Annotated in this window: 23 protein-coding genes; 14 read left to right on the top strand and 9 right to left on the bottom strand. The window is 45.4% G+C overall.

Annotated features, from left to right (window positions below):
* Positions 1 to 23: 23 nt before the first annotated feature.
* The 9 genes from phnC (at position 24) to LOZ80_RS36620 (ending at position 8,097) form a co-directional block, all read left to right on the top strand.
* On the top strand, positions 24 to 830 hold the full coding sequence (gene phnC / locus LOZ80_RS36580) for a phosphonate ABC transporter ATP-binding protein (RefSeq protein WP_238169075.1): 807 nt from the start codon (positions 24 to 26) through the stop codon (positions 828 to 830).
* Positions 820 to 1,605 carry a PhnE/PtxC family ABC transporter permease gene (locus LOZ80_RS36585; protein ID WP_238169076.1) on the top strand — a complete coding sequence of 262 codons (786 nt, stop codon included), beginning with the start codon at positions 820 to 822 and terminating at the stop codon, positions 1,603 to 1,605. The genes phnC and LOZ80_RS36585 overlap by 11 nt, the downstream gene beginning before the upstream one ends.
* The gene (locus LOZ80_RS36590; RefSeq protein ID WP_238169077.1) at positions 1,606 to 2,421 is read left to right on the top strand and encodes a PhnE/PtxC family ABC transporter permease; all 816 of its coding nucleotides are present in this window, start codon (positions 1,606 to 1,608) and stop codon (positions 2,419 to 2,421) included.
* A gap of 9 nt (positions 2,422 to 2,430) precedes the next feature.
* The gene (locus tag LOZ80_RS36595) at positions 2,431 to 2,577 is read left to right on the top strand and encodes a hypothetical protein (RefSeq protein WP_238169078.1); all 147 of its coding nucleotides are present in this window, start codon (positions 2,431 to 2,433) and stop codon (positions 2,575 to 2,577) included.
* A 297-nt stretch (positions 2,578 to 2,874) separates the two neighbouring features.
* Positions 2,875 to 3,573, top strand: coding sequence for a FadR/GntR family transcriptional regulator (locus LOZ80_RS36600; protein ID WP_238169079.1), 699 nt, complete (start codon positions 2,875 to 2,877; stop codon positions 3,571 to 3,573).
* 196 nt (positions 3,574 to 3,769) lie between these two features.
* A complete protein-coding gene (locus tag LOZ80_RS36605; RefSeq protein WP_238169080.1) occupies positions 3,770 to 5,104 on the top strand; it encodes an ABC transporter substrate-binding protein in 1,335 nt (444 codons plus the stop codon).
* A gap of 57 nt (positions 5,105 to 5,161) precedes the next feature.
* Positions 5,162 to 6,040 carry a carbohydrate ABC transporter permease gene (locus LOZ80_RS36610; RefSeq protein ID WP_238169081.1) on the top strand — a complete coding sequence of 293 codons (879 nt, stop codon included), beginning with the start codon at positions 5,162 to 5,164 and terminating at the stop codon, positions 6,038 to 6,040.
* Positions 6,027 to 6,869 (top strand): carbohydrate ABC transporter permease, encoded by an 843-nt coding sequence (locus LOZ80_RS36615; protein ID WP_238169082.1) that lies wholly within the window; start codon positions 6,027 to 6,029, stop codon positions 6,867 to 6,869. The genes LOZ80_RS36610 and LOZ80_RS36615 overlap by 14 nt, the downstream gene beginning before the upstream one ends.
* A 31-nt stretch (positions 6,870 to 6,900) precedes the next feature.
* Entirely contained in the window at positions 6,901 to 8,097 is a 1,197-nt protein-coding gene (locus LOZ80_RS36620) for an enolase C-terminal domain-like protein (RefSeq protein ID WP_238169083.1), read from the top strand.
* A gap of 381 nt (positions 8,098 to 8,478) precedes the next feature.
* On the opposite strand, the gene LOZ80_RS36625 is transcribed toward LOZ80_RS36620, so the two are convergent.
* The 6 genes from LOZ80_RS36625 to LOZ80_RS39645 all read right to left on the bottom strand — a co-directional run bounded on the left by LOZ80_RS36625 (position 8,479) and on the right by LOZ80_RS39645 (position 11,833).
* Positions 8,479 to 9,246, bottom strand: a complete 768-nt coding sequence (locus LOZ80_RS36625) for an ABC transporter permease (RefSeq protein WP_238169084.1) — start codon at positions 9,244 to 9,246, stop codon at positions 8,479 to 8,481.
* Positions 9,247 to 10,005, bottom strand: a complete 759-nt coding sequence (locus LOZ80_RS36630) for an ABC transporter ATP-binding protein (RefSeq protein WP_238169085.1) — start codon at positions 10,003 to 10,005, stop codon at positions 9,247 to 9,249.
* Positions 10,006 to 10,017: 12 nt separating this feature from the next.
* Complete coding sequence (locus tag LOZ80_RS36635) at positions 10,018 to 10,884, bottom strand: pentapeptide repeat-containing protein (RefSeq protein ID WP_238169086.1); 867 nt, start codon at positions 10,882 to 10,884, stop codon at positions 10,018 to 10,020.
* Positions 10,885 to 10,897: 13 nt separating this feature from the next.
* On the bottom strand, positions 10,898 to 11,227 hold the full coding sequence (locus LOZ80_RS36640; RefSeq protein ID WP_238169087.1) for a PadR family transcriptional regulator: 330 nt from the start codon (positions 11,225 to 11,227) through the stop codon (positions 10,898 to 10,900).
* A 140-nt stretch (positions 11,228 to 11,367) separates the two neighbouring features.
* On the bottom strand, positions 11,368 to 11,562 hold the full coding sequence (locus tag LOZ80_RS39640; protein ID WP_443146997.1) for an NAD(P)-binding domain-containing protein: 195 nt from the start codon (positions 11,560 to 11,562) through the stop codon (positions 11,368 to 11,370).
* A gap of 40 nt (positions 11,563 to 11,602) precedes the next feature.
* On the bottom strand, positions 11,603 to 11,833 hold the full coding sequence (locus LOZ80_RS39645; RefSeq protein WP_443146998.1) for an NAD(P)-binding domain-containing protein: 231 nt from the start codon (positions 11,831 to 11,833) through the stop codon (positions 11,603 to 11,605).
* Positions 11,834 to 11,955: 122 nt separating this feature from the next.
* On the opposite strand from LOZ80_RS39645, the gene LOZ80_RS36650 reads away from it, so the two are divergent.
* Positions 11,956 to 12,273 (top strand): winged helix-turn-helix transcriptional regulator, encoded by a 318-nt coding sequence (locus tag LOZ80_RS36650; protein ID WP_238169089.1) that lies wholly within the window; start codon positions 11,956 to 11,958, stop codon positions 12,271 to 12,273.
* Between the two features lie 75 nt (positions 12,274 to 12,348).
* On the opposite strand, the gene LOZ80_RS36655 is transcribed toward LOZ80_RS36650, so the two are convergent.
* The 3 genes from LOZ80_RS36655 to LOZ80_RS36665 form a co-directional block, all read right to left on the bottom strand.
* A complete protein-coding gene (locus LOZ80_RS36655; protein ID WP_238169090.1) occupies positions 12,349 to 13,572 on the bottom strand; it encodes a YhgE/Pip domain-containing protein in 1,224 nt (407 codons plus the stop codon).
* Between the two features lie 67 nt (positions 13,573 to 13,639).
* Entirely contained in the window at positions 13,640 to 14,260 is a 621-nt protein-coding gene (locus tag LOZ80_RS36660; protein WP_238169091.1) for a TetR/AcrR family transcriptional regulator, read from the bottom strand.
* 457 nt (positions 14,261 to 14,717) lie between these two features.
* The gene (locus tag LOZ80_RS36665; RefSeq protein ID WP_238169092.1) at positions 14,718 to 16,430 is read right to left on the bottom strand and encodes a methyl-accepting chemotaxis protein; all 1,713 of its coding nucleotides are present in this window, start codon (positions 16,428 to 16,430) and stop codon (positions 14,718 to 14,720) included.
* A 291-nt stretch (positions 16,431 to 16,721) separates the two neighbouring features.
* On the opposite strand from LOZ80_RS36665, the gene LOZ80_RS36670 reads away from it, so the two are divergent.
* From LOZ80_RS36670 to LOZ80_RS36685, 4 genes are all read left to right on the top strand, one after another.
* A complete protein-coding gene (locus LOZ80_RS36670; RefSeq protein WP_238169093.1) occupies positions 16,722 to 18,380 on the top strand; it encodes a helix-turn-helix domain-containing protein in 1,659 nt (552 codons plus the stop codon).
* A gap of 131 nt (positions 18,381 to 18,511) precedes the next feature.
* Positions 18,512 to 19,468 carry an iron-hydroxamate ABC transporter substrate-binding protein gene (locus LOZ80_RS36675; RefSeq protein WP_238169094.1) on the top strand — a complete coding sequence of 319 codons (957 nt, stop codon included), beginning with the start codon at positions 18,512 to 18,514 and terminating at the stop codon, positions 19,466 to 19,468.
* A 12-nt stretch (positions 19,469 to 19,480) separates the two neighbouring features.
* Entirely contained in the window at positions 19,481 to 20,485 is a 1,005-nt protein-coding gene (locus tag LOZ80_RS36680) for a FecCD family ABC transporter permease (protein ID WP_238169095.1), read from the top strand.
* The gene (locus LOZ80_RS36685; RefSeq protein ID WP_238169096.1) at positions 20,485 to 21,492 is read left to right on the top strand and encodes a FecCD family ABC transporter permease; all 1,008 of its coding nucleotides are present in this window, start codon (positions 20,485 to 20,487) and stop codon (positions 21,490 to 21,492) included. The genes LOZ80_RS36680 and LOZ80_RS36685 overlap by 1 nt, the downstream gene beginning before the upstream one ends.
* Positions 21,493 to 21,826 lie beyond the last annotated feature (334 nt).

A 21,826-nucleotide genomic window follows, 5' to 3' on the forward strand; every position in this document is an offset into this window, starting at 1 on the left:
ACGGACCGATTGAGGGAGCAGCTATGACAACATTACTGGAATTCAAGCAGGTATCCAAGCAGTATGGTTCGGATACAAAAGCGTTATCTGATGTTAATTTCGCTGTGAGAGAAGGCGAGTTTGTGTCGATTATCGGCCCCTCAGGGGCTGGTAAATCCACATTGCTTCGCTGTATTAACCGCATGATTGATGCAAGCAGTGGCGAAATTTTATTTAATGGCGTCGATATTTTGGCAAGTAAGAAGAACGAATTGAAACGGCTGAGAACTCAGATGGGCATGGTATTCCAGCATTATAATTTAGTGAATAGACTGTCAGTCATCGAAAATGTTTTGCACGGGCGGCTTGGTTATAAGTCCACACTGGAAGGGATTCTGGGGCTTTACTCCAAAGAGGAGAAGCATCAAGCCTTTAGCATTTTGACAACACTCGGACTAGAACAGCAAATCTACAAGCGGTGTGATCAACTGAGCGGTGGACAAAAGCAGAGAGTTGGGATTGCCAGGGCGCTTGTGCAGAATCCCAAAATACTGCTGTGCGATGAGCCGATCGCTTCGTTAGATCCTAATGCCTCCAAGGTCATCATGGATCATCTGCGTAATATTTCTACCACGATGGGTATCACGGTTATCGTCAACCTGCATCAAGTGGATACAGCATTGAAATACTCAGACCGGATACTTGGTGTAAACAAGGGATCCATCGTTTACGATGGTCATCCGTCAGGAATCAATCGCGAGCAGTTATCCAGAATTTACGGTTCGGAGGTTCATGAGCATCAAGAAGAGTTGGGAGAGCTAGAAGAGCTGGAGGGCAGTTATGCAAGATAATTTCTTTGCCAGAAAGCGCTTGAAGACGCTGCTTTATTGTGCCTTATTGTTAGCCATAACTCTAATTGCCATACTCATAACGAACTATGACGTCATCAAAGGTTTTACTTCTATACCTAAGGCGGCCGATTGGGCATTCAACAATTTTTATCCGAACGAAAAGTCGTTGAAACGGCTTCCCGTTATAATCAGCAGTATCTCTGAGACGGTTCTCGTATCTATAGCGGCAACTGCCGTTGCAGCCTTATTTGCCTTGATGTTCGCTATTGCAGGCTCGCATACGACTGGGGTAGGAGGCGTGTTCGGTTTTGTGAGCCGATCGGTCGCGACCGTATTCCGCAACATTGATGTATCCGCATGGTCGATGATATTGCTAATTTCTTTCGGTCAAAATGTACTGACTGGATACTTTGCGCTTTTTTTTGGCACCTTCGGCTTTTTGACCCGCGCCTTCACGGAGTCGATTGACGAAGTAAGCAGCAGTTCGGTAGAAGCATTAAGATCTACAGGAGCGAGCTATTTCTCCATTATTTCGCAATCAGTTATTCCAGCCTGCATCCCACAGCTGATCAGTTGGATTTTGTTCATGATGGAAACGAACATTCGCCAGGCTACTTTAATAGGCATTCTAACCGGCACGGGTATTGGTTTTCTTTTCAACTTGTATTACAAGAGTCTTAATTTCAGCGCTGCATCTTTAGTTGTCCTCGTTCTCGTCCTTGCTATCTTTGTGATAGAAACGGTTTCAACCTACATCAGGAAGGTGATCATGTAAATGACCATGGAGGAACTGGCAATGAAGAAGCCGTTCAACAAACAAAAGACAGTGATTCGGCTGACCATGGCGTCAATCGTCGTATTGACGCTATATGCATTCGCAACTTTTGACTATAAGGACATTCAATTTCTAGATGCTGTTATATCGACAGTCCATACGCTTACAACGATGTTCTTTCAGCCGCACTTTAAACACATTACCTTTATCGAAGCGGTTACCTACTTATTTATCACCCTCGGATTGGCATTTCTGACAACGTTGTTCGGCGCTATCATTGCTTTGGTGCTCGGTTTAATGGCCGCCACTAATCTATCCAATCCGACACTTTCCGTCGTCGTGAAAGGCATAGTTGCTTTTATTAGAGCGGTACCAACTGTTCTGTGGGTATTAATTTTTGCCGTTGCTGCGGGATTGGGCAGTGTGGCTGCGGTTATTGGGATGACGTTCCATTCTGTCAGTTATCTCGTGAAAACATATTCGGAATCATTCGAAGAGTTAGATAAAGGAGTCATAGAAGCATTGAAAGCCAGTGGTGCTAATTGGATTCAAATCGTATTTCAAGCCGTTCTGCCTTCGTCGATCACCTATTTGATTTCATGGACGTTTATGCGATTTGAGATCAACTTCTCCGTAGCGTTAGCCATGGGTGCAGCAGCTGGTGCCGGAGGAATTGGGTATGATTTCTTCATGGCTAGCTCCTATTATTATGATGTGAGGGAAATCGGAGCGATTACGTATCTCATTCTGATTTTTGCCATTCTGCTTGAGGTCATGGCCGGAAAGATTAAGAAGAAATTGAGGGTTAAGAATTGAAGATTGCTGATGGCTAAAAGCTGCCGCGATTTGGACATTTTGGCCTGGATGAAAGCAGATACCCGGCCAGTGAAAGTAAGCAGCTTTGGAAGTCTGCTGCAATTCCGGCCGGAGAATGCGCCAACTGGGGCGGGCAAGCGTCTGGCATTGCGATAATCGATCGGCGGGCATTTGATTGGTTTTGCGGCAGATCAATCGCGACTGGAGCAAAGAATGGTGGAGCTTACCGGGAAACCTAACATCATATAAACAAAGGTAGCAGCAAAAGCACTTACAGATCTCGGCAGATTGATGTGGGTTACCGATTCGTTATCGTTATCTCGAGCCTGCGCCAGCGGCTAAGGCTGGAGGGATGCGTAAAATTGGTTTTCCCTCTAGATTAATTATGAAATATCTGCTATTATAAAAAACGAAACAACTTGTATGACATGTCATAACTAAACGGTGTATGAATTGCGTATCCAAACAATCGAAAAGCAAAATATCGTGGACGAGGTCTATGATCAGATGAAAACGAATATTGTATCCGGTTCATGGAAACCAGGAGACAAGATTCCTTCAGAGAATCAATTGTGTCAAATGTTTAATGTAAGCCGGGTGAGTGTAAGAAGTGCGATTCAAAAGTTAAGAGCGATCGGCATTATTCAAACACGCCAAGGCCAGGGGTCCTTTGTGTCCCAATCGATCAACGATAATATGGTCGACAATTTCATTCCCAAAATGAATTTGAGCGAGAAAGAGATTCTCGACATGTCGGAATTTCGTGAGACGATTGAATTCAAATGCATTGAACTTGCTGTTCAAAGAGCCGATGAGGAAGATATGCTTCAGATTGAGAACGCTCTCAACAAAATGATTGCAAACAAAGATGATTACAAGAAGTACTCAGAGGCTGATTTTGAGTTTCATCTTGCCATTGCGAAGGCTTCCAAGAATGATATTCTTTTTATGGTGATGAAAAACACCAAGGATGTATTTTATCATTATTTGGAGGAGTTGAACCGGGTCTTGGGGGTTAATGAAGAAAGTTTGCAAGGGCATATTGAGCAATTTCAGTCGCTGCGGAATAGAGATAGTGCAAGAGTCAAAGCTAATATTAAACAGGGCATGGACGAGAATATGCTTAAAATCCGGGAAAGAATGGGCCGTTAAAAGCACTTCTTTTTCTCGCTGTAACATGTATGACATGTTACAAGATGTCCGCGAATTGTTTAATTCTACATACATAACCATGAAGAGAATGCCGCATTTCCATTGTGTTTGTTAGATGTAGGACTAAAGCCTATTGTGGAATTGTCCTCCATTAGCAATATATACAGTTTGTATTCCAAAACGGAGGGTTGAAAAAATGAAAAGTAAACGTATGATTTGGACTAGCTCTATCTTGGCGCTAACGCTTGGTATTACCGCGTGCAGTGGACAGAAATCAGAAGCACCATCAGCTGGAGCCAGCACCAAGGACAAAGGAAAAGGTGTAATTACGCTCAAAATCATGTCAGCTACACAAACGGAAACACCAGGGGGACCAGCTGAGAAGTCGATTGCAGATAAATATATGGAACAGCACCCTAATGTCAAAATTGAGTTTGTTGGTGTTCCAATGAATGAAATGTACAAAAAAATATCGGTGCTTGCTGCGGCTTCAGATCTTCCTGATGCATTTACGAGTACACCTGAGTTTATGCGGACTGCTTATGGAATGAACATTACGGAAGACCTGACGAAGCTGTTTGGGGCGGATTATTTAAAAGAGTTTTATCCCAATATGATTCAGGAATCAAGCATTGATGGCAAATTGCAGTTGCTTCCTTGGACAGCGACTCCTCAAGCTTTGATTTACCGAGGGGATTGGTTTGAGAAAGAAGGACTTAAGGCGCCGGAAACGTGGGATGATTTCCTCGAGGCGGCTAAAAAGCTGACGAAGGATACGAAAGGAAATGGAAAAACGGATCAATGGGGATTCGCGCTCATTGGTACGCGCAACACCTCAGGAGGGACTCGTTTCTTGCCTGTACTGCGTTCTTTTGGAGCGGAAGAAATCCGTAAAGATGCAAGCGGCAAATGGGTCACCGATCTAGATACGCCTAAAGCCAAAGCAGCACTGCAATTCTACGTAGATCTAAATAATAAGTACCATGTAGTTCCACCTGGTGTAACGGAAACAGGTTTTCCTGAAGCAGCCAGTTTGATGGCGACAGGTAAAGCAGCGATGATCATTAGCGGCCCGAATGCTATCGGTACGATTTTATCACAAAACCCTGAGCTGAAAGGTAAGCTCTATAGTGCTCCTATACCGAAAAAGGAAGAGCATAAAGCAACATTTGGTTTACTTGGCTATTCCGTATCCGCTCAAAGCAAAAACAAGGAAGCGGTTGCAGATTATTTAAAATTTTTAGTGAGTCAAGAAAATGCCTTGAAAATGAATGATGTAACCGGAACCTTGCCTACGAAGATCGAAGCGGGCAAGAGCCAGCAAATGTCTACTCCTGAAAAAGCAGGCTTTGTGAAGGCATTAGAGTTTGCCTATTCAACGCCTACATTCTCTGCCTATTCACAATTTTATGATATTGTAGCCGAGGAATATCAAACTCTGTTGGCTACCGATTCTAAAATGACGGTGGATTCAATTGCTAAAAAGGCGGCTGACCGTGCAAATGAGCTGATCGGCAAGGAAGGCAAGTAAGCAGTATCAGAATTAGGTAGAGGGGGGCTCCCCCCTTCTATTTTTAGGGAGGACAACGTGAAGCATACCGTATCGAAAGAGCAGTGGGCTGGTTATGGATTTGTATCACCAGCGGCAATCATTTTGCTGTTGCTGGTGACTTATCCCTTGATCTATGGCGCATATATCAGTTTTTTTAACACTAATCTCGTTAACATATGGGATTTTGTCGGCATTCATCAATATATCGATATTTTCTCTAATTGGGAATTTGTCGGGAAAATCTTTTTAACACTCAAGTATACGTTTTTTACCGTTGTTGGACATTTTATCCTCGGTATTATTCTTGCTTTGGTCTTAAATATGGACCTGCGAGGGCGCACTTTTTTCAGAGCGATTCTGATTCTCCCTTGGCTTCTTCCAGAAGTCGTTGTAGGTCTGCTTTGGAAATGGCTGTTCAACCCGATGTACGGTTTGTTTAATTATATTTTGATGGATCTTCATCTCATTTCTGACCCGGTTTCTTGGCTTGGAGACACTTACTTTGCTTTTATCGCAGTTACCATTGTGTGTATCTGGAAAGGCTATCCAATGGTCATGCTTTTGGTGCTGGCAGGTCTTCAATCCATTTCGCAGGATACCTATGAAGCGGCCAAAATCGATGGTTGTAATCGAATGCAATCTTTCCGTTATGTGACTGTTCCAGGGCTTATGCCAGTGCTGTTAGTAACCTTGATTTTGGATACAGTGTGGTGGTTCAAGCATTTCACGATGATATGGATTTTGACAGAAGGCGGTCCAGGAGACGCTACGAATGTAGTCAGTATCGATATCTTTAAGCAAGCGTTCCAATATTTTGATTTCGGTAAAGCAGCAGCGATGGCTGTCATCGTTTTCTTCGTATGCTTCTTGATCGGATATGTTTATAGGAGGGTGTTCAGCAGTGCCAACGAGTAGAGGGAAAAATTTGTTGTTCAACTCTTCCATGTACGCCATTTTGATCTTTGCTTCACTGCTTGTTTTGATTCCTGTTTTGTGGATGCTGTCTACCGCGTTAAAACCAGCACAGGAAGTTATGGTGACTCCACCTCAGTGGATTCCGGAGCATATTTCATTCGAAGCATTCTCAAGAATCTGGAAGGACTATCCTTTCGGCACGTACTTTATGAACAGCACGTATATCGTGCTTGTGTCAACCGGTATTTCATTAGTATTCTCTGCCTTGGCGGGATATGGGGCATCGCGGTTCAACTTTCGGGGAAAAGGGTCATTTCTGACGTTTTTGCTCATTACTCAGATGTTCCCATCCATTATGCTGTTGATTCCTTTCTATAAAGTGCTGCAGAAGTTAGGTTTGATTGACACGCATTTAGGCCTAATCGTCGTGTATATTTCATTTTCTATCCCATTTTGTACGTGGATGATGTTAGGATTTTTCCAAGGGATACCCAAAGAACTGGATGAAGCAGCGAAAATTGACGGCTGCGGCAAGATTCGTACGTTTGTGCAGATTATTTTGCCATTGTCTTTACCAGGATTGGCTGCAACGGCTATTTATTCGCTTATCGTCGGATGGAATGAGTACATGTTTGCCTTCATTCTCACGACCTCTGATAATATGAAGACCTTGCCGGTTGGAATCGGGCAGTTGAACGGATTTTATAAAATCGTCTGGAATGATCTAATGGCAGCATCGATTGTTTCCAGTTTGCCTTTGATTATTTTGTTCCTTTTCTTGCAAAAGTATTTTATTAGCAGTCTGACAGCAGGAGCTGTAAAACAATAGAGATAGATATACGGATAAGGGAGAGACTTATATGATTATGATCCGCGATGTTAAAGCAATACTGACCGCTCCAGAGGGGATTAATTTGGTTGTGGTGAAAATTGAAACCTCGGAGCCCGGCTTGTATGGCCTCGGCTGCGCAACATTTACACAGCGTTATTTGACCGTAGCTTCAGCTATAGAAGATCACTTGAAGCCGTTCTTGATTGGTAAGGATGTGCAGCGAATCGAAGATATATGGCAGACGGCCATGGTCAGCGGCTATTGGAGAAATGGACCGGAATTCAATAATGCCTTATCCGGGGTAGATATGGCCTTGTGGGATATAAAAGGGAAAATCGCGGGACTGCCGGTGTATCAGCTGCTTGGCGGGAAGTGCCGGGAAGGAGCTGCCATATATAAACATGCCGATGGCGGCAGCAAAGAGGAAGTAGAGACAAACGTGCGCGCCTGCTTGGAAGAAGGCTATCGTTATGTCCGCTGCCAAATGGGCTTGTACGGTGGACGCGATCACAAGATCGTGAAGCCGGATAACGCGTTGGACGGTGTTTACTATGATCCAAAGGTATATATGAGAGGTATCGTCGAGATGTTCGAACATCTGCGCAGCACAATAGGCTGGGAAGCAGAACTGATTCATGATATTCATGAACGATTGACACCGATCGATGCGGTAGGTTTTGCCAAACAGCTTGAGAAATTCCAGTTGTTCTATCTGGAGGATGCACTGCCTCCGGAGCAAATCGAATGGTTCAAACTCATTCGCCAACACACAACAACGCCTATCGCGATGGGGGAATTGTTTAATAATCCGAACGAATGGATGCCATTGATCTCAGGACGCTTGATTGACTATATTCGTATCCATGTCAGTCAAATCGGTGGGATCACACCAGCCAAAAAGATGATTTCACTGTGCGAGGCTTATGGCATTCGCACAGCATGGCACGGTCCTGGCGATGTTTCCCCAGTCGGGCATGCGGCTAATGTTCATCTGGATGTCAGCAGCATCAATTTCGGCATTCAGGAATGGAACGGTTTTAAAGACGAAATTCACGAGGTATTCTCGGGTATACCTGAAGCCAGAAACGGATATGTGTACCCGAATGAGAAGCCAGGCCTGGGTATTGACATCGATGAGAAAGTGGCTGCGAAGTTTCCATGTGAGAACGTTGTTCCGGCTTGGACGCTGGCTCGTCTGCCAGATGGCACTTCCGCTCGTCCTTAATCTCTATAAAACTGCTAGTGCCTTCTTGATGAAGCCTGGCAGTTTTTTTGTTGTAGCAAATCTCTAATATACAACCGCGCGATGATGGACATGGATCTTTGATTTATAAAGATTACTCCAGCACCCTCGCACGCGGAGGGAACTACAGTACGCTATTCTAGCAAAAAGTGGCATTATCGCGATCGAGAGGGAACTATAGTACGCTATTTAGCTGTTTCATAGAAAATTCAGCGCTTTTCGTGGAAATAAGACCCTGTAGTTCCGCAACTGCCCTCGTATCCCTGCTTTTTGCCTAAATAGCGTACTTGAGTTCCCTCTCTGCTTTAAGCCGAGCTGATAGTTCGGCACTTGGCGCGTCAAATCCATATGCGATATGATTTTTTACACCCGCTTTTTGTACACCCTCATTGCAAAGAAATAGGCTACGATCAAAATCCCGACGCACCACGCAAGAGCGACCCATATCTCATTGCCCACCGGCTGACCCGACAGCAGCGCACGGATGGCTTCCACGATCGAGGTCACCGGCTGGTTTTCGGCAAAGGCGCGAACGACCGACGGCATCGACTCGGTCGGCACAAACGCCGAGCTGATAAACGGCAGGAAGATAATCGGGTAGGAGAAGGCGCTTGCGCCATCCACCGATTTGGCGGACAGTCCGGCAATTGCCGCGACCCAAGTTAAGGCCAACGTAAACAGCGCCAGTATGCCGGCTACTGCAAGCCATGACAGGATCCCCGCCGACGAACGAAAGCCCATAATCAACGCTATGAGAATGATGACGACAACCGAAATGGCGTTGGATACCAGCGAGGTAAGCACATGCCCCCACAGTAGGGTGGAACGTGAAATCGGCATGGAGTGAAACCGCTCGAATATGCCCCGCTGCACATCGGTAAACAGGCGGAATGCCGTGTAGGAGATACCGCTGGCAATAGCAATCAATAGTATACCAGGCAATAGGTAGTTCACATAGTTAGCGGTTCCGGTTTGAATGGCGCCGCCGAACACATAAACGAACAGGAGCATCATCGCAATCGGCATGATGGTGACCGTGATGATGGTGTCCATACTGCGGGAAATATGGCGCATGGAACGCCCGAGCATAACGCCCAGATCACTGAAGAAATGTTTCTTTACCGTCTCCATTTATTTTCCCTCCTTTTTACCGATGATTGCGAGGAATATTTCCTCTAATGTCGGCTGCTTTTCAACATACTCCACCTTGGCGGATGGGAACAGCTTTTTGAGATCCGAAAGTGTGCCGCTAGCGATAATCTTACCCTCGTGCAGAATGGCAATTCGGTCGGCAAGCTGCTCAGCTTCCTCCAAATACTGCGTGGTTAGGAGTACCGTCGTGCCGCCATCAGCCAGCTCCTTGACAATCTTCCAAACCTCGATGCGTGCCTCGGGGTCAAGCCCGGTAGTCGGCTCGTCGAGGAAAATGATCTGCGGTTTTCCTACAAGGCTCAAGGCGATGTCAAGCCTGCGGCGCATACCGCCCGAATAAGTAGACGCCCTGCGGTCGGCGGCGTCTGTCAGACCGAAGCGCTTAAGCAAGTCGTCCGCAACCTGGCGCGGGTTCTTGAGATATCGCAGCTTCGCAATCATGATCAGATTTTCCCGTCCGGTCAAAATTTCGTCCACCGCGGCAAACTGCCCAGTCAGGCTGATCGCCTGCCGCACATTCTCGGGTTTTGAAGCAACATCGAATCCGTTGACGGTGGCGGTTCCGCTGTCTTGTTTGAGCAGGGTGGTGAGGATTTTGACAACCGTTGTCTTGCCAGCTCCATTAGAGCCAAGCAAGGCGAAAATACTACCTTTTTCAACCTCGAAATCTACACCTTTTAGGACTTGAAGTTGTTTGTAGGACTTTTGCAACCCTGTTACTTGAATAGAGTTTTGCATAACTTCCCCTCCTTATTGAATAGTAACCTTGGACAAATCGGCCCCCATGCCTTTAAGCGAAGCATAGGTCAGCTTATCCATGACTGCGCCGTCAAAGCAAATGGTTTTGAAGGCACGGTAATACTTATTGGTCAATGAGAAGAACGCCTGAAAAGACACATTCTTGAGTATAGCGCCCCTAAATGAAACTTCGTTTACTGCCGATTTGTCAAATTTAACGCCGATAAAGGTTTGCCCGTCAAAACGCTGCCCGCTCAGGTCGGAATATTCGAAGTTCACACCATCAAAGACACAACCTTCAAAGATTGTTTTTCTAAGGTCAGTCTTGCTTAACGTGACGTCAGTCAGTTTTACACCTGTGAATTTGGCTCCATCCATCCCCGAAACGCTGAAATTGGTGCGTGCAAGGATTGACTTATTGAAGCTTACATTCGTAAGGTCAGTTGCTGTTAGGGTACAGTCCGTCAGATTTGCGCCGTCAAAATTGGCTTCACGTAAATCACTGGTCTTAAACGAACTTCCGGTCAAGTCTGCACCTGCAAAGTCGGCACCGCGTAACGCGCTGGCATTAAATTGACCTTTATGGGCCTTAACGCCTGCAAAGTCGCTCATGGCCAGGTTGCTTGCACTAAAGTTTGTCACGACTTGCCGTTCCAGCGAGCGGGAGAGGTTGGCAACCTCCAGGATCGTTTGCTCGATGTCGCCGATACTTTCAATAGTCATCTTAAACGCTGTTTCATCGTCCTTGCCCTCAGCTCTGAGTTCACGGTAGCGCTCCTGCAAGTCGGAGAGTAGGTCAGCCTTTAATTCAGTGACGCTTTTAACCCCATCGTATGGCGTGAAAACACCGTTCAAATAGTTCGTCAATTTCTGATTCATAACATCAATCTCCTTATAATAGATTTTCTAGTACGCGCTTCGAATACTCCCAATTACTTTTGTTGCGGGCGTAAGCAACTTTGCCCTTATCGGTAATTCTAAAATATTTGCGTCGTCCGCCCTGAGATTCGTCACCCCAATACCACTCGATATCACCGTCTGTCTCAAGCCGCCGGACGCTGGAGTACATCGTGGCTTCCTTTAATTCATACTCGCCGCCCGAGCGCTCGGCGATCAGTTTAACAATCTCGTACCCGTAGCGGTCAGCTTCGGATAAGAGCCGTAAAATCATCGTATCGGTATGTCCGCGCAGCAGGTCGGATGTAATTTTGTTCTCGCTCATGTAATCACCTCCGTGTCTTTATAATACGACACACTACTATGTCTGTCAAGGTACTATTGCGGATAAAATACTTTGGTTGAAAAAACCGATGACCACCCCGACTTATACATCGGTGCAGGCATCGGTAAGAGTGTAGTCATTTAATGTCTCAACAAAGCAAAGGCAGATCCAGGCGATTGTAATTGAAGTTCGCTAATCACACAGGCAAGCATGATCGATTCTTGTAGAAGGCTCTGCAGTATGTCACCCAAGTCAACAACCGTCGTCCAACCAATATCTTTAAGCAGAGCTCTGACCTGATCTTTGGACGAAGGATTGTTTCCGCACATAAACATGATTGGCGTACCTTCTTTAAAATGGGGATGGATCATGATTTTATCGCTGATGGTATGGAGTGTTTTGACGATATGACTTTCCGGCAATAACTGTTGGACGATGACCCCAGCCGATGCCTCCGGATTCGCCAACCTCTTGCTTCCAAGAAATATGCTTTGAGTTATGCGGTTCTCGGCTGCTGATAAGAACGCGATGACCTGATTGAACAAAACCCTCTCCTAGAATTTTACCTACATTTCCAGCACCTAGAATGCCAATGTTCATACTCATTCACTCCTCTCTAAGCGTGATTATATGAACATTATGAATGATGAACAATAAGGCACTTTTAAGTATCCAACCTTACAGGTTATGATAGGGGGTATAATGTTGCTGATTAATGGGGTGAGCGAATGCCTGTACAGCGAAATGAGTGCCCGGTAGAAGTTGTATTTACGATGTTAAGTGGGAGATGGAAAATTCCGATCTATCGATACTTATTTAAAAATAACAAACCAGTGCGTTATAGTGAATTACTGCGCCATTTACCCTCTATTTCGAAAAAAATCCTAACGGAACAGCTTCGGGAGCTTGAGCGTGACGGAATCATTGACAGGAAAGCATATCCCGAACCCCGGCCAAGAGTAGAATATTTGTTGACTTCTTCCGGAAGATCGATGATTGTTTTTCTTGATAAAATGAGCGAGTGGGGCGAAGAACACATCTTATGATTTTCGTCCGCCTATGCCAGCAAGTAAGTGAAAGGACTTCCTCCAAATGCAGCTGGAGGAAGTCCTTATTTTCATCTAGCCTAAGGCAATTTGCGTTGTTTTTTCTAACTGTTTAGCTGCAGCAGGTTCCCGATGCTTTTTGAGAACGGACAAGAGAATGAGCACAATGCCAACAGCACCAATGGAGCTTAGAGTCCATATAGGTCCACTGATATTCAATCCTTGGCCGAAATAGAACAGATCGCGTAGACCTTCTATAGAAAATCGAAGTGGTATCCACGAGTAGAGCCAATCATGGCTGAAGGCCGGAAGCAGCTGCGGCGGCAGAGAAAGAACTGGAGCACCAAAGAAAAAGACAAGTACAAATAGCGGTACCCCTGCCATCCCAAGCCAGCTTACCACGGCTGTTTGCAGCAGGAAGAAGACGAACCCGGCGAAGAATAGAAACAAAAAGATTTGCCCTGTATGGGGAATGGATAAGCCGAGCCACTGCCCTGTAACCAGCAATATACTGCCCGCTGCTGCCGCGGTGACGACAACCCCGCCTACGAGCTGAGATGCCCGGATTCCTAGACGATGCAGACGGGAACCTGATTGAACAGCTTTCTGCGAAGCCGTGAAAAGAAGTAGAGTAGTTACCATGGCTCCGAACCATGCAAGCTGAGTCAGAACCATAGGGGCGTTGCCATTCGAACTGTTAGCCCCTACCGTATTGATTGTTTTTGTTGTGACTGAAATCGGTGAAGCGAATGCTTTGGACTGTTCAATCGTAAGTGTAGCACCGCTGCGCCCAGCCAGTTGATTGAGCAGTTGTTCTCTGACTTGTGCGTTTATTCCGCCAACCATCTGGCTGATGACTTGGTTTGCCATGGTTGCTCCGTTATAGTTCATGCCCTGATTAACATAGACAGTAATCATAGATGGGGAGGGTTGAGGAGATAATAGGCTAATAAGATTGGAACTAAAATCAGCCGGAATCACTATTGTCGCATAGGCCTGCTCACGATTCATAGCATCCATGGCTTCTTGCTCACTTTCCAGAATCGTCCATTGCAGAGGAGACACCGTATTACTTTGAGTGGGAGTCGCTGTTAATTTCTCCTGAATCGTTTTGCCAAAATTCATCTCCTGACCCGTCGGGAGTTTTGCACCGCTATCAGCCTGTACCAGAAGTACGGGTAAATTCTTTGGTACAGGATTAACGGTTGATCCAAGCTGCGCTAAACCTAGCAGAAGAACCACAAGAAATACAGCAATAATAGCGAGATACGGATGTTTTTGTTTAAAAAAATGATTCATACTTAACCTCCTAATTTGTATTTAATTCATTCAACGTTGCATGAATCAAATAGTTAAAAAATAATCACTATCTCCATAACGAGACAGTGAAAGCGATCATATGTCGTAAATAACTATCGATATCGGCGTTGATAATATTCAATGAAGTCACTTCCCCAATCACAACCATGATACCAATAGAAATCACTTGTTTGGCCGCAGCGTTGAAGTCCATGTCCCGAATTTCGCCATTGAGAGCTCTCTGTTTGAGCGCATCAGTTAGGGCTTGGTGTCTTTTTAAAATCATTTCACTCAAGAAATTTTTGTCGTCCGATAGGATCGAATCGGAATCTCGCATCATAATTAGCATAAAGTCCCTGTCACCTAACATCGTTTTTACGACACTGCTGACCAAGAGATAAAGGGCTTCCTCCAGCGGCTGACCAGGGTGAATGCCTGCAATCAGATCATCCATTATTTTTAACCGAACGACTTGAGCTTCCTGAAAAATGGTTTCGAGAAGTTCCTGTTTGCCACCGGGAAAATAATGATACAAAAGGCCATCTGTAATGCCTATTTGCTTATTAATAGTTCGAATAGAAGTACCATGATAACCGTGCTGGGCAAACAACTCCTTGGCACCTTGCAAAATCTGAACTTTCCGTTCAGCAGCTTGAAGGTCACGGCTTGTTCTGGGTACTTTTTTCATGACCAATATCCATCCTTTCTTGCATGTGTTTCATTGAACGATTGTTTAATGAGATTGTAGTTCATTTTATTAGTGAAGTCAATCGTAAGGATTAGGATAACGAAGCATCTATAAAATGATGCGGAAATTAGGCGGCCTCGCGCGAAGATAAGGGAACTACAGGACGCTATTCTAGCAAAAAGTGTCCTTTTTGCAGGGGGGTGGGAACTACAGTACGCTATTTTGCTGTTTCACGGAAAATTCAGCGTTTTTCGTGGAAATAAGACCCTGTAGTTCCGCTATGACCTTCGCATCCCCGCTTTTTGCCAAAATAGCGTCCTCTAGTTCCCTTAACAGGTTTTGTCGCTCCTAAGAGGCTGATCTTATTACCCCCTTTTAAAATATAAACTTTGACCCTCAGCTCGTTGCTGAGGGTCTCTTTTTTACTATTAAACGAAAGGGCAGATTAGTTCTAAACTTACACGGTTTTAAACTTCTGAATTATTCTCTCCATTTTTTCAGCTTCTTTACTAAGTGAATCTGACAATAAAGATACTTCTTTTACCAAATTAGTCTGTATGATTGTTTTATCATTCACTATTTTCACTGCATTTAGCGATTCTTGAGACACCTGTGCCATCTCAGATACGGACGCCGAAATTTCTTCGGAGCCAGCAGCCATTTGTTCTGAAACGGCTGACAACTCCTGAATTTGAACCGTGATACCTTTTGCGGAATGCAAGATTTTTTGAAAGGAGTTTCTTGCGTATAGTACTTTTTGATTTCCAAGCACCACTTCTTCAGATACACTATGCATTGCTTTTACAGTTTCCGTAGAATCGCTTCTAATTTCTTTCAATAAATTTGATATCTCCGATGCCGAAGAAGCTGATCCTTCAGCTAACTTTCTAATTTCCGATGCGACAACAGAGAATCCCTTCCCATGTTCGCCAGCCCGCGCAGCTTCAATTGACGCATTTAAGGAAAGCAAGTTGGTTTGATTGGCTATCTCCATAATAGCTCCAACGATTTTCTCAATATGTGATGACCGTTCACTAAGCTTGGTGACAATATTTAGGGAAGATTTAAGGGAATCATCAATCGAATGCATTTGCTGCTGCGCTTGTTCCATATGTCCAAAACCTTCAACAGCTTCACTTTCAGTGTCTCCAGCAGATTCAGATAGCTCATTAGCAGATTCTGCAATTCTCTGTACACCTTTGGCCATTTCTTCTATTGCCCGCGCTCCGTCTAATGTATTTTGTACGGTAGTTGTTGCTCCTTGCTGAATTCCATCTATACTTCTGGCAATTTCCACTGTTGCCGTTGCGGTTTCTTTGGTATTGAAAGTTAATTTTTCTGCGGATTGAAACACATGCTTTGAAGCTTGGGATATATCTAGCACCATAGCCAACAAACTATCCAGCATAGCGTTTAATGAGGAAGCGATTTCTCCGATTTCATCCTTGGAAGTTACGGATAGTCTTGTCGTGAGATCTCCACCCTGACTTGCTAATTCTGCTAGTTTTTCATTTACCGTTTTTAAAGGTTTCAGCCTAACAATGATGAAAAAAAGCATAGCGAAGAATGTTAAGAAAGTGATGCTTAACAAGGTAACTGCAAGGTTCAACATGCTGCTTGCCTGTTGTCTTGCTTGAATTACTTCTTTTTCGGCCCTTGCATTCATTTTTGTCTGAAATTCATCAATCGGATCCCTAATGATCTTCTTAGTATCATCATAATTTTTGTCAAACATCAGTTTTCTGGCTCTATCGAAGTCTTTACTCGCAACTGCTTTCATCGCTTCATCTTCTGTTTTTATTAATGCATCGGAGTTTTGCTTTGCTTTTTCTATGAGATCCAATTCTGCCTGTGGAGCATTTAATTCCTTTAATTTTATGACAACATGATCTCTTGTCTTAGTCTCATTAACTTCTTTCCAATAATTATTAAAATACTCTTTTTCCCCAAATTGCACGTATCTTCTGGCTTCATTCGTTAAATAATCTGATGCATTGGCCAGATCTATCCCCAGTTGTTTAAATTCTGATTGTCTTTGCAGTGACAGCCGTTCTTGTTTAACGTCTTTTTGCAGCAAGTATACACTTATGCCATTTAAGACAGACAGCAATAGAAATATAACACACATGAGCTTTAGGATCATTGAAATTCTCATCATTGATATTCTCATTGTCACAACCTCTTTTCACTGTTATTCGTTCATAATTCGACATGAATCGACATGTATTCCTTTTATTTTCGCTCTTTTGATAATAAGAAAATGTTAAGATCCACAACCTGAATTCTACCGTGGCAGCGAATTGGATTTTTGGTACAACGACAAAAAGACGGCTCTGTTCATATCGCTAGATAACCATCTTTTCGTTAATACTTAAATGGAACAGCATAGACAAGAAGATCAGGGGGTGCGAAAATAAAAGCGACTTAAACGAGCTGCTAGCAGATAACGGAGGATTTGGCCATGGACATCAACCATGTTTCGGAGTGGGCAGCGTCCCACTTTCAATTATATATCTTGGAAAGCATCCATTCCCTGTACAGCACGATGAACAAACCGGTGTATCAGATAAAAGAGAACGTACCAGTGCTGATTGCAGCAGCCGGTGGCAAAGCGGTCCTTACTGTTCAGGGTCATTCGTACGAACTGACGGAAGGGAGTGTCATTCTGCTCCCAGCGTTTGGTGAGGCTGAGTTGATTGCCAATCGCCAGAGCCCTTTTCATGCTTACAGAATTGCTATTAATACCCAGAACCAGAATCGATCTGTGCCGGAAGAGGCGATGATTCGAAAAAACGGCATTACCTCCAATACCCATGTTCATTACTTCTCACATGAATCTGAGATTGTGGCCTACGCGGAGCAATTGTATAGGCATCGCATGCCTGACCGCGAAATCCGTCATGTACAGAATCAACTGCTGTTTCATCAAATTCTGCTTCGGTTGCTGGAGAAGATGGACGTCAAGTCTGCCACGGATGAACAACCTTCCATGGAACGCAGCATGACGTATTTGGAAAACAATTTTAATGAAAAGATCACGCGTGAACATTTGGCCGATATTGCCGGTATAAGCCGGTCGCATTACTCCATTCTGTTCAAGCAGCTTACGGGCTTTTCGCCCAATGAGTATATGTCGCGGCTGCGCGTTCATCGAGCCAAGGAGCTGCTGCTTGGCGAGCCGGGCACGCTCAGGGAAATTGCCCAGAAGGTGGGGTACAGAGATGAATTTTATCTCAGCCGCCGTTTCAAGCAGCAGACAGGAGAGTCGCCTTCCGGCTATGATGGGAAGTCCGTTCAACGCGTGGCGGTTTTGCTTGTCCCCTACGCCATACATCTGATGCTGCTTGGATTGGAGCCTACTGTCATCATTTCGGAGACGAGCGAATATATCAGCACGGCAGGCCTGCATCTTCCACAGAGCATTGTGTTTGTTAATGCGGGCTACACGATTGAACAGATCAATTCGGCGCTGCTTGACAATGGGGTAGAGCTGATTTTTGCAGCAAACCTGCATATGAAGCACTTGGGACTGAGCCCAGAGCGATTGCGGGTTTCAGCGCCTGTCTTAGATATTGCGTGGATGGAGATGGGATGGAAAGAACATCTTCGTCTACTCGCCAAATACACTCAGAGAAGCGACCGTGCAGAACAATGGTTGGCTGATTTTGAGCAGGAGGAAGAAGCGGGACGAATACGGGTTCAGCAAAGTGAGGTCGCTGCTGACATCCTCATGATTCTGGTTATCAAACCGGAGGGAATCTATGTCTACGGGGCGCGAAATGCAGGTTATGTCATGTACCGATCGCTGGGATTGCGGCCGCCAGCAAGGATTGCGCAGGAAATAGAAAAACAAGGTGATCAATTCCATTCTATTACCATCAGAGTATCAGATTTAGCGGATTTTGAAGCAACAAGGCTGTTGGTCATTGTGTTTCCGGATGAAGTCGGCTCCACCGCACATTCCGAAGCGGTATTCACCTCATCTCAGTGGAAGAATCACCCTGCGGTACAGCGAAATTGTGTCCATCATCTTGTGAAGGATGAATGGATTCCTTATAATCCGATTTCAATTCGGTTGCAGCTTGGGCGGGCGGTAGCTTTGTGGACAGGCAATCAATAGTGCAAGCTTTTTTCCAAACAAAAAGGCATGGTTTGTTGCAGGAGGGATTCATATAATTATGTGTGTAAATGAGAATGATTTTCATACTCAAATATAAGAAACCTCGCAATGGAAAAGGGAGAGAGTTATTGATGAAAAAACTGTTAATTCCGTTCGTTTTAATTTTAGTTTTGCTGATTAGTGCTTGTGGGGGGAAAGAAGCTAACAAGTCCGATACGGGAAGCGGTTCGTCGCCTAAACCGGCTTCGACGCAAACGGGTGAAAAGGATACCGGCACGTTTACCTACCAATCGGAAAGCGGACCTGTACAGGTTCCGACCCATCCGAAACGTGTCATCGTGCTAACGCGGTTTTTGACAGGAAATTTAATGGCGCTCGACGTGCCTCTGGTGGGCGCGGATGAGATGTCCAAGGATAATCCGAATTTTGCCGAAAAGCTGGCTGGTGTAGAAGCGGTTACGGACGAAAGTCTCGAGAAAATTATTGAGCTGAAACCTGATCTTATCGTAGGACTATCCGACATCAAAAATATCGACAAGTTCAAGAAAATCGCCCCGACGGTGACGTATACGTACGGCAAGGTTGACTTTTTGACCCAACAGCTTGAAATCGGAAAATTGGTGAATAAAGAGAAAGAGGCTCAGTCCTGGGTCGATGATTTTAATACACGCACCAAAAAGATTGGTGAAGAAATCAAAGCCAAAATCGGTGAAAATGCTACGGTCTCAGTTATCGAAACGTTCAATAAACAGCTGTATGTGTACGGCGAAAACTTTGGCCGCGGAACCGAAATCCTCTATCAGCAGTTTGGACTGAAGATGCCGGATAAAGTGAAGGCAGCAACGAAAACAGATGGTTTTTTTGCCTTATCGACCGAAGTGCTGAAGGATTTCATGGGCGACTATGTCATTTTCAGTAAAAATGCCGATGAAGACAACTCGTTCCAAAATACGCAAACCTACAAGAATGTTCCTGCTGTCCAAAATCAGCGCGTGTTCGAAGCTAATGCGAAGGCATTCTACTTTAACGATCCAGTAAGTATGGAGTATCAACTTAAATTTTTCATCAAGAACTTTCTTGGCCGTTAAACGCTGATTCCAATGACAAATAGACGACATCTTGTACGGTTCTTCTTAAAGCTTATAGGAAGTGCTCTGGTGCTTGTCCTTTGCTTTGTTATATCGATGCTGTTCGGGGCAGAAAAAACAACGTTTCGAGATTTATGGCTTGCCCTGACTTCGTCTGCTACGAATGATACGATTCTCATATTGCGTGAAATTCGGCTGCCGCGGGAGCTTGGAGCCATTCTAATCGGCTCTGCGCTTGCGGTGTCCGGTGCCATTATGCAGGGCGTCACCCGCAACCCGCTGGCCGACCCCGGCTTGTTGGGGCTGACCTCCGGAGCGAATATGGCGCTCGCTTTGGCATTCATCTTCGTTCCGTCATTGAACTATTTTGGCATTATGATGGCGTCTTTTCTGGGAGCTGCTCTGGGAGCGGTACTGGTGATCATTCTCGGCTCCGTGCGTCAGGGCGGCTTGTCGCCAATCCGGATTGTGCTGGCGGGAGCAGCTGTATCCGCTTTTCTGTATGCCATTTCGGACGGCGTCAGCCTTTTTTTCAAAATTTCCAAGGATGTATCCATGTGGACAGCGGGCGGCTTGATTGGAACTACCTGGGGACAACTTCAAGCCATCGGTCCGGTTATTCTGGTTAGTATTATCCTGGTGCTCCTTCTATCCAGCCAAGTGAGCATACTCAGCTTAAGCGATGAGGTGGCGACGGGACTCGGGCAAAAGCTGGTGCAAGTCAAGGCTGTCCTCTTTGCTCTTGTTATCGTGCTTACTGGGGCTTCGGTAGCGTTGGTCGGCAATATGGCTTTTGTCGGCCTCATGATTCCTCATATCGTTCGCCGAATTGTAGGCACCAATTACCGGCATGTCCTTCCGTTCTCCGTCATTGCCGGAGCTTCGTTCATGCTGCTTGCCGATACGCTGGGGCGGACCATTCATGCGCCTTATGAGACACCGATGGTAGCCATCGTCGCGATGCTGGGCTTGCCCTTTTTCTTGTTCGTGGTGCGTAGAGGAGGCAAACAATTCTAATGATGATGACTGCTCTCATTCGCAAACAACGCCTTATTCTGCTTGTCAGTCTGGTGCTGATCGCAGCCACTTCTATCATTAGCATGAGTATTGGCTATTCACCGCTGTCGTTTAATCGGTTAATTCCCGTACTGTTCGGCCATGGTACCTTTAAAGAAGATTTTGTGCTATTTTCTATCCGGCTGCCGCGCATTATTATTACACTGCTGTCAGGCATGGCACTCGCTCTATCCGGATCTATCCTGCAAAGCGTAACCCGCAATGATCTGGCTGATCCTGGGATTATTGGTATCAATTCCGGAGCGGGTGTGGCTATCGCGGTCTTCTTCCTTTATGTTCCGATTCAGGTTGGCTCTTATGTCTATGTTCTGCCGGCCGTCGCTTTCCTCGGGGCGCTGCTAACGTCCGCGTTGATCTATCTGTTCTCATATAGTCGGACGCGCGGGCTTAATCCTACCCTGCTGGTACTGGTCGGTGTTGGTTTCTCTATGGCGTTGTCGGGCATTATGATTGTCATCATTTCGTCGGCGGATCGATCCAAGGTCGATTTCATCGCCAAATGGCTGGCAGGCACGATATGGGGGACGGATTGGCCGTTCATCTGGGCGCTGCTTCCCTGGCTGGTGCTGCTTATTCCGTTCACGTTGTTCAAAGCCCACAGACTTAATCTTCTTGCTCTGAATGAAGAGTCTGCCATCGGCGTTGGTCTGAAGCTTGAACGGGAACGTCTGGTGTTGATTCTAACGGCAGTCGCCGCTGCGGCTTCGGCAGTTTCTGTCACGGGCGGCATTGCCTTCGTTGGGCTGATAGCTCCGCACATTGCCAAGGCGCTAGTCGGTCCGCGCAATCAGCTTTATATCCCGGTCGCGGTGCTCTTAGGCGGTTGGCTGCTGCTGACAGCAGATACGATTGGCCGCAACCTGGTCGACCCGGACGGTATTGCGGCGGGCATCATGGTGTCGCTGATCGGTGTGCCTTATTTCGTCTACTTGCTGCTCAAGAAGTAGATCTCTATCCTTTTCCATGTAGTGCAATATCATTGAAAGAAAGAGGCTGCCCATAAGTCATTAAATTGACTTATGGGACAGCCTTATTTATTTTAGGGGGAATAGTATAGTCGTTAGGATGGACAAGGGCATTGCACTCTTGAACGCGTTCTTCTATATACGGATTGTATCTCAACATTGCCCATGTAAAAACTTAAAAATGACCCTTTGAGTTATGAACTTCCGCCAAGTATAGTAACTTGTAATCGCATACATTTATGGCAAAGATACTTCGATAGCGTCGATGTACGATGGCATGTACAATGTTAAGTAATGTCAGTAAACCGAGGAAGGT

The sequence above is a fragment of the Paenibacillus sp. HWE-109 genome (assembly GCF_022163125.1).
In the GTDB taxonomy this organism is placed as follows: domain Bacteria; phylum Bacillota; class Bacilli; order Paenibacillales; family NBRC-103111; genus Paenibacillus_E.

What these genes read in the sequence shown, in the direction of transcription:
- phnC (WP_238169075.1), top strand. Translation starts at nt 24, where the DNA reads ATGACAACATTACTGGAATTCAAGCAGGTATCCAAGCAGTATGGTTCG.
- LOZ80_RS36585 (WP_238169076.1), top strand. Translation starts at nt 820, where the DNA reads ATGCAAGATAATTTCTTTGCCAGAAAGCGCTTGAAGACGCTGCTTTAT.
- LOZ80_RS36590 (WP_238169077.1), top strand. Translation starts at nt 1,606, where the DNA reads ATGACCATGGAGGAACTGGCAATGAAGAAGCCGTTCAACAAACAAAAG.
- LOZ80_RS36595 (WP_238169078.1), top strand. Translation starts at nt 2,431, where the DNA reads ATGGCTAAAAGCTGCCGCGATTTGGACATTTTGGCCTGGATGAAAGCA.
- LOZ80_RS36605 (WP_238169080.1), top strand. Translation starts at nt 3,770, where the DNA reads ATGAAAAGTAAACGTATGATTTGGACTAGCTCTATCTTGGCGCTAACG.
- LOZ80_RS36620 (WP_238169083.1), top strand. Translation starts at nt 6,901, where the DNA reads ATGATTATGATCCGCGATGTTAAAGCAATACTGACCGCTCCAGAGGGG.
- LOZ80_RS36625 (WP_238169084.1), bottom strand. Translation starts at nt 9,246, where the DNA reads ATGGAGACGGTAAAGAAACATTTCTTCAGTGATCTGGGCGTTATGCTC.
- LOZ80_RS36630 (WP_238169085.1), bottom strand. Translation starts at nt 10,005, where the DNA reads ATGCAAAACTCTATTCAAGTAACAGGGTTGCAAAAGTCCTACAAACAA.
- LOZ80_RS36635 (WP_238169086.1), bottom strand. Translation starts at nt 10,884, where the DNA reads ATGAATCAGAAATTGACGAACTATTTGAACGGTGTTTTCACGCCATAC.
- LOZ80_RS36640 (WP_238169087.1), bottom strand. Translation starts at nt 11,227, where the DNA reads ATGAGCGAGAACAAAATTACATCCGACCTGCTGCGCGGACATACCGAT.
- LOZ80_RS39640 (WP_443146997.1), bottom strand. Translation starts at nt 11,562, where the DNA reads ATGTTTATGTGCGGAAACAATCCTTCGTCCAAAGATCAGGTCAGAGCT.
- LOZ80_RS39645 (WP_443146998.1), bottom strand. Translation starts at nt 11,833, where the DNA reads ATGAGTATGAACATTGGCATTCTAGGTGCTGGAAATGTAGGTAAAATT.
- LOZ80_RS36650 (WP_238169089.1), top strand. Translation starts at nt 11,956, where the DNA reads ATGCCTGTACAGCGAAATGAGTGCCCGGTAGAAGTTGTATTTACGATG.
- LOZ80_RS36655 (WP_238169090.1), bottom strand. Translation starts at nt 13,572, where the DNA reads ATGAATCATTTTTTTAAACAAAAACATCCGTATCTCGCTATTATTGCT.
- LOZ80_RS36660 (WP_238169091.1), bottom strand. Translation starts at nt 14,260, where the DNA reads ATGAAAAAAGTACCCAGAACAAGCCGTGACCTTCAAGCTGCTGAACGG.
- LOZ80_RS36665 (WP_238169092.1), bottom strand. Translation starts at nt 16,430, where the DNA reads ATGAGAATATCAATGATGAGAATTTCAATGATCCTAAAGCTCATGTGT.
- LOZ80_RS36670 (WP_238169093.1), top strand. Translation starts at nt 16,722, where the DNA reads ATGGACATCAACCATGTTTCGGAGTGGGCAGCGTCCCACTTTCAATTA.
- LOZ80_RS36675 (WP_238169094.1), top strand. Translation starts at nt 18,512, where the DNA reads ATGAAAAAACTGTTAATTCCGTTCGTTTTAATTTTAGTTTTGCTGATT.
- LOZ80_RS36680 (WP_238169095.1), top strand. Translation starts at nt 19,481, where the DNA reads ATGACAAATAGACGACATCTTGTACGGTTCTTCTTAAAGCTTATAGGA.
- LOZ80_RS36685 (WP_238169096.1), top strand. Translation starts at nt 20,485, where the DNA reads ATGATGATGACTGCTCTCATTCGCAAACAACGCCTTATTCTGCTTGTC.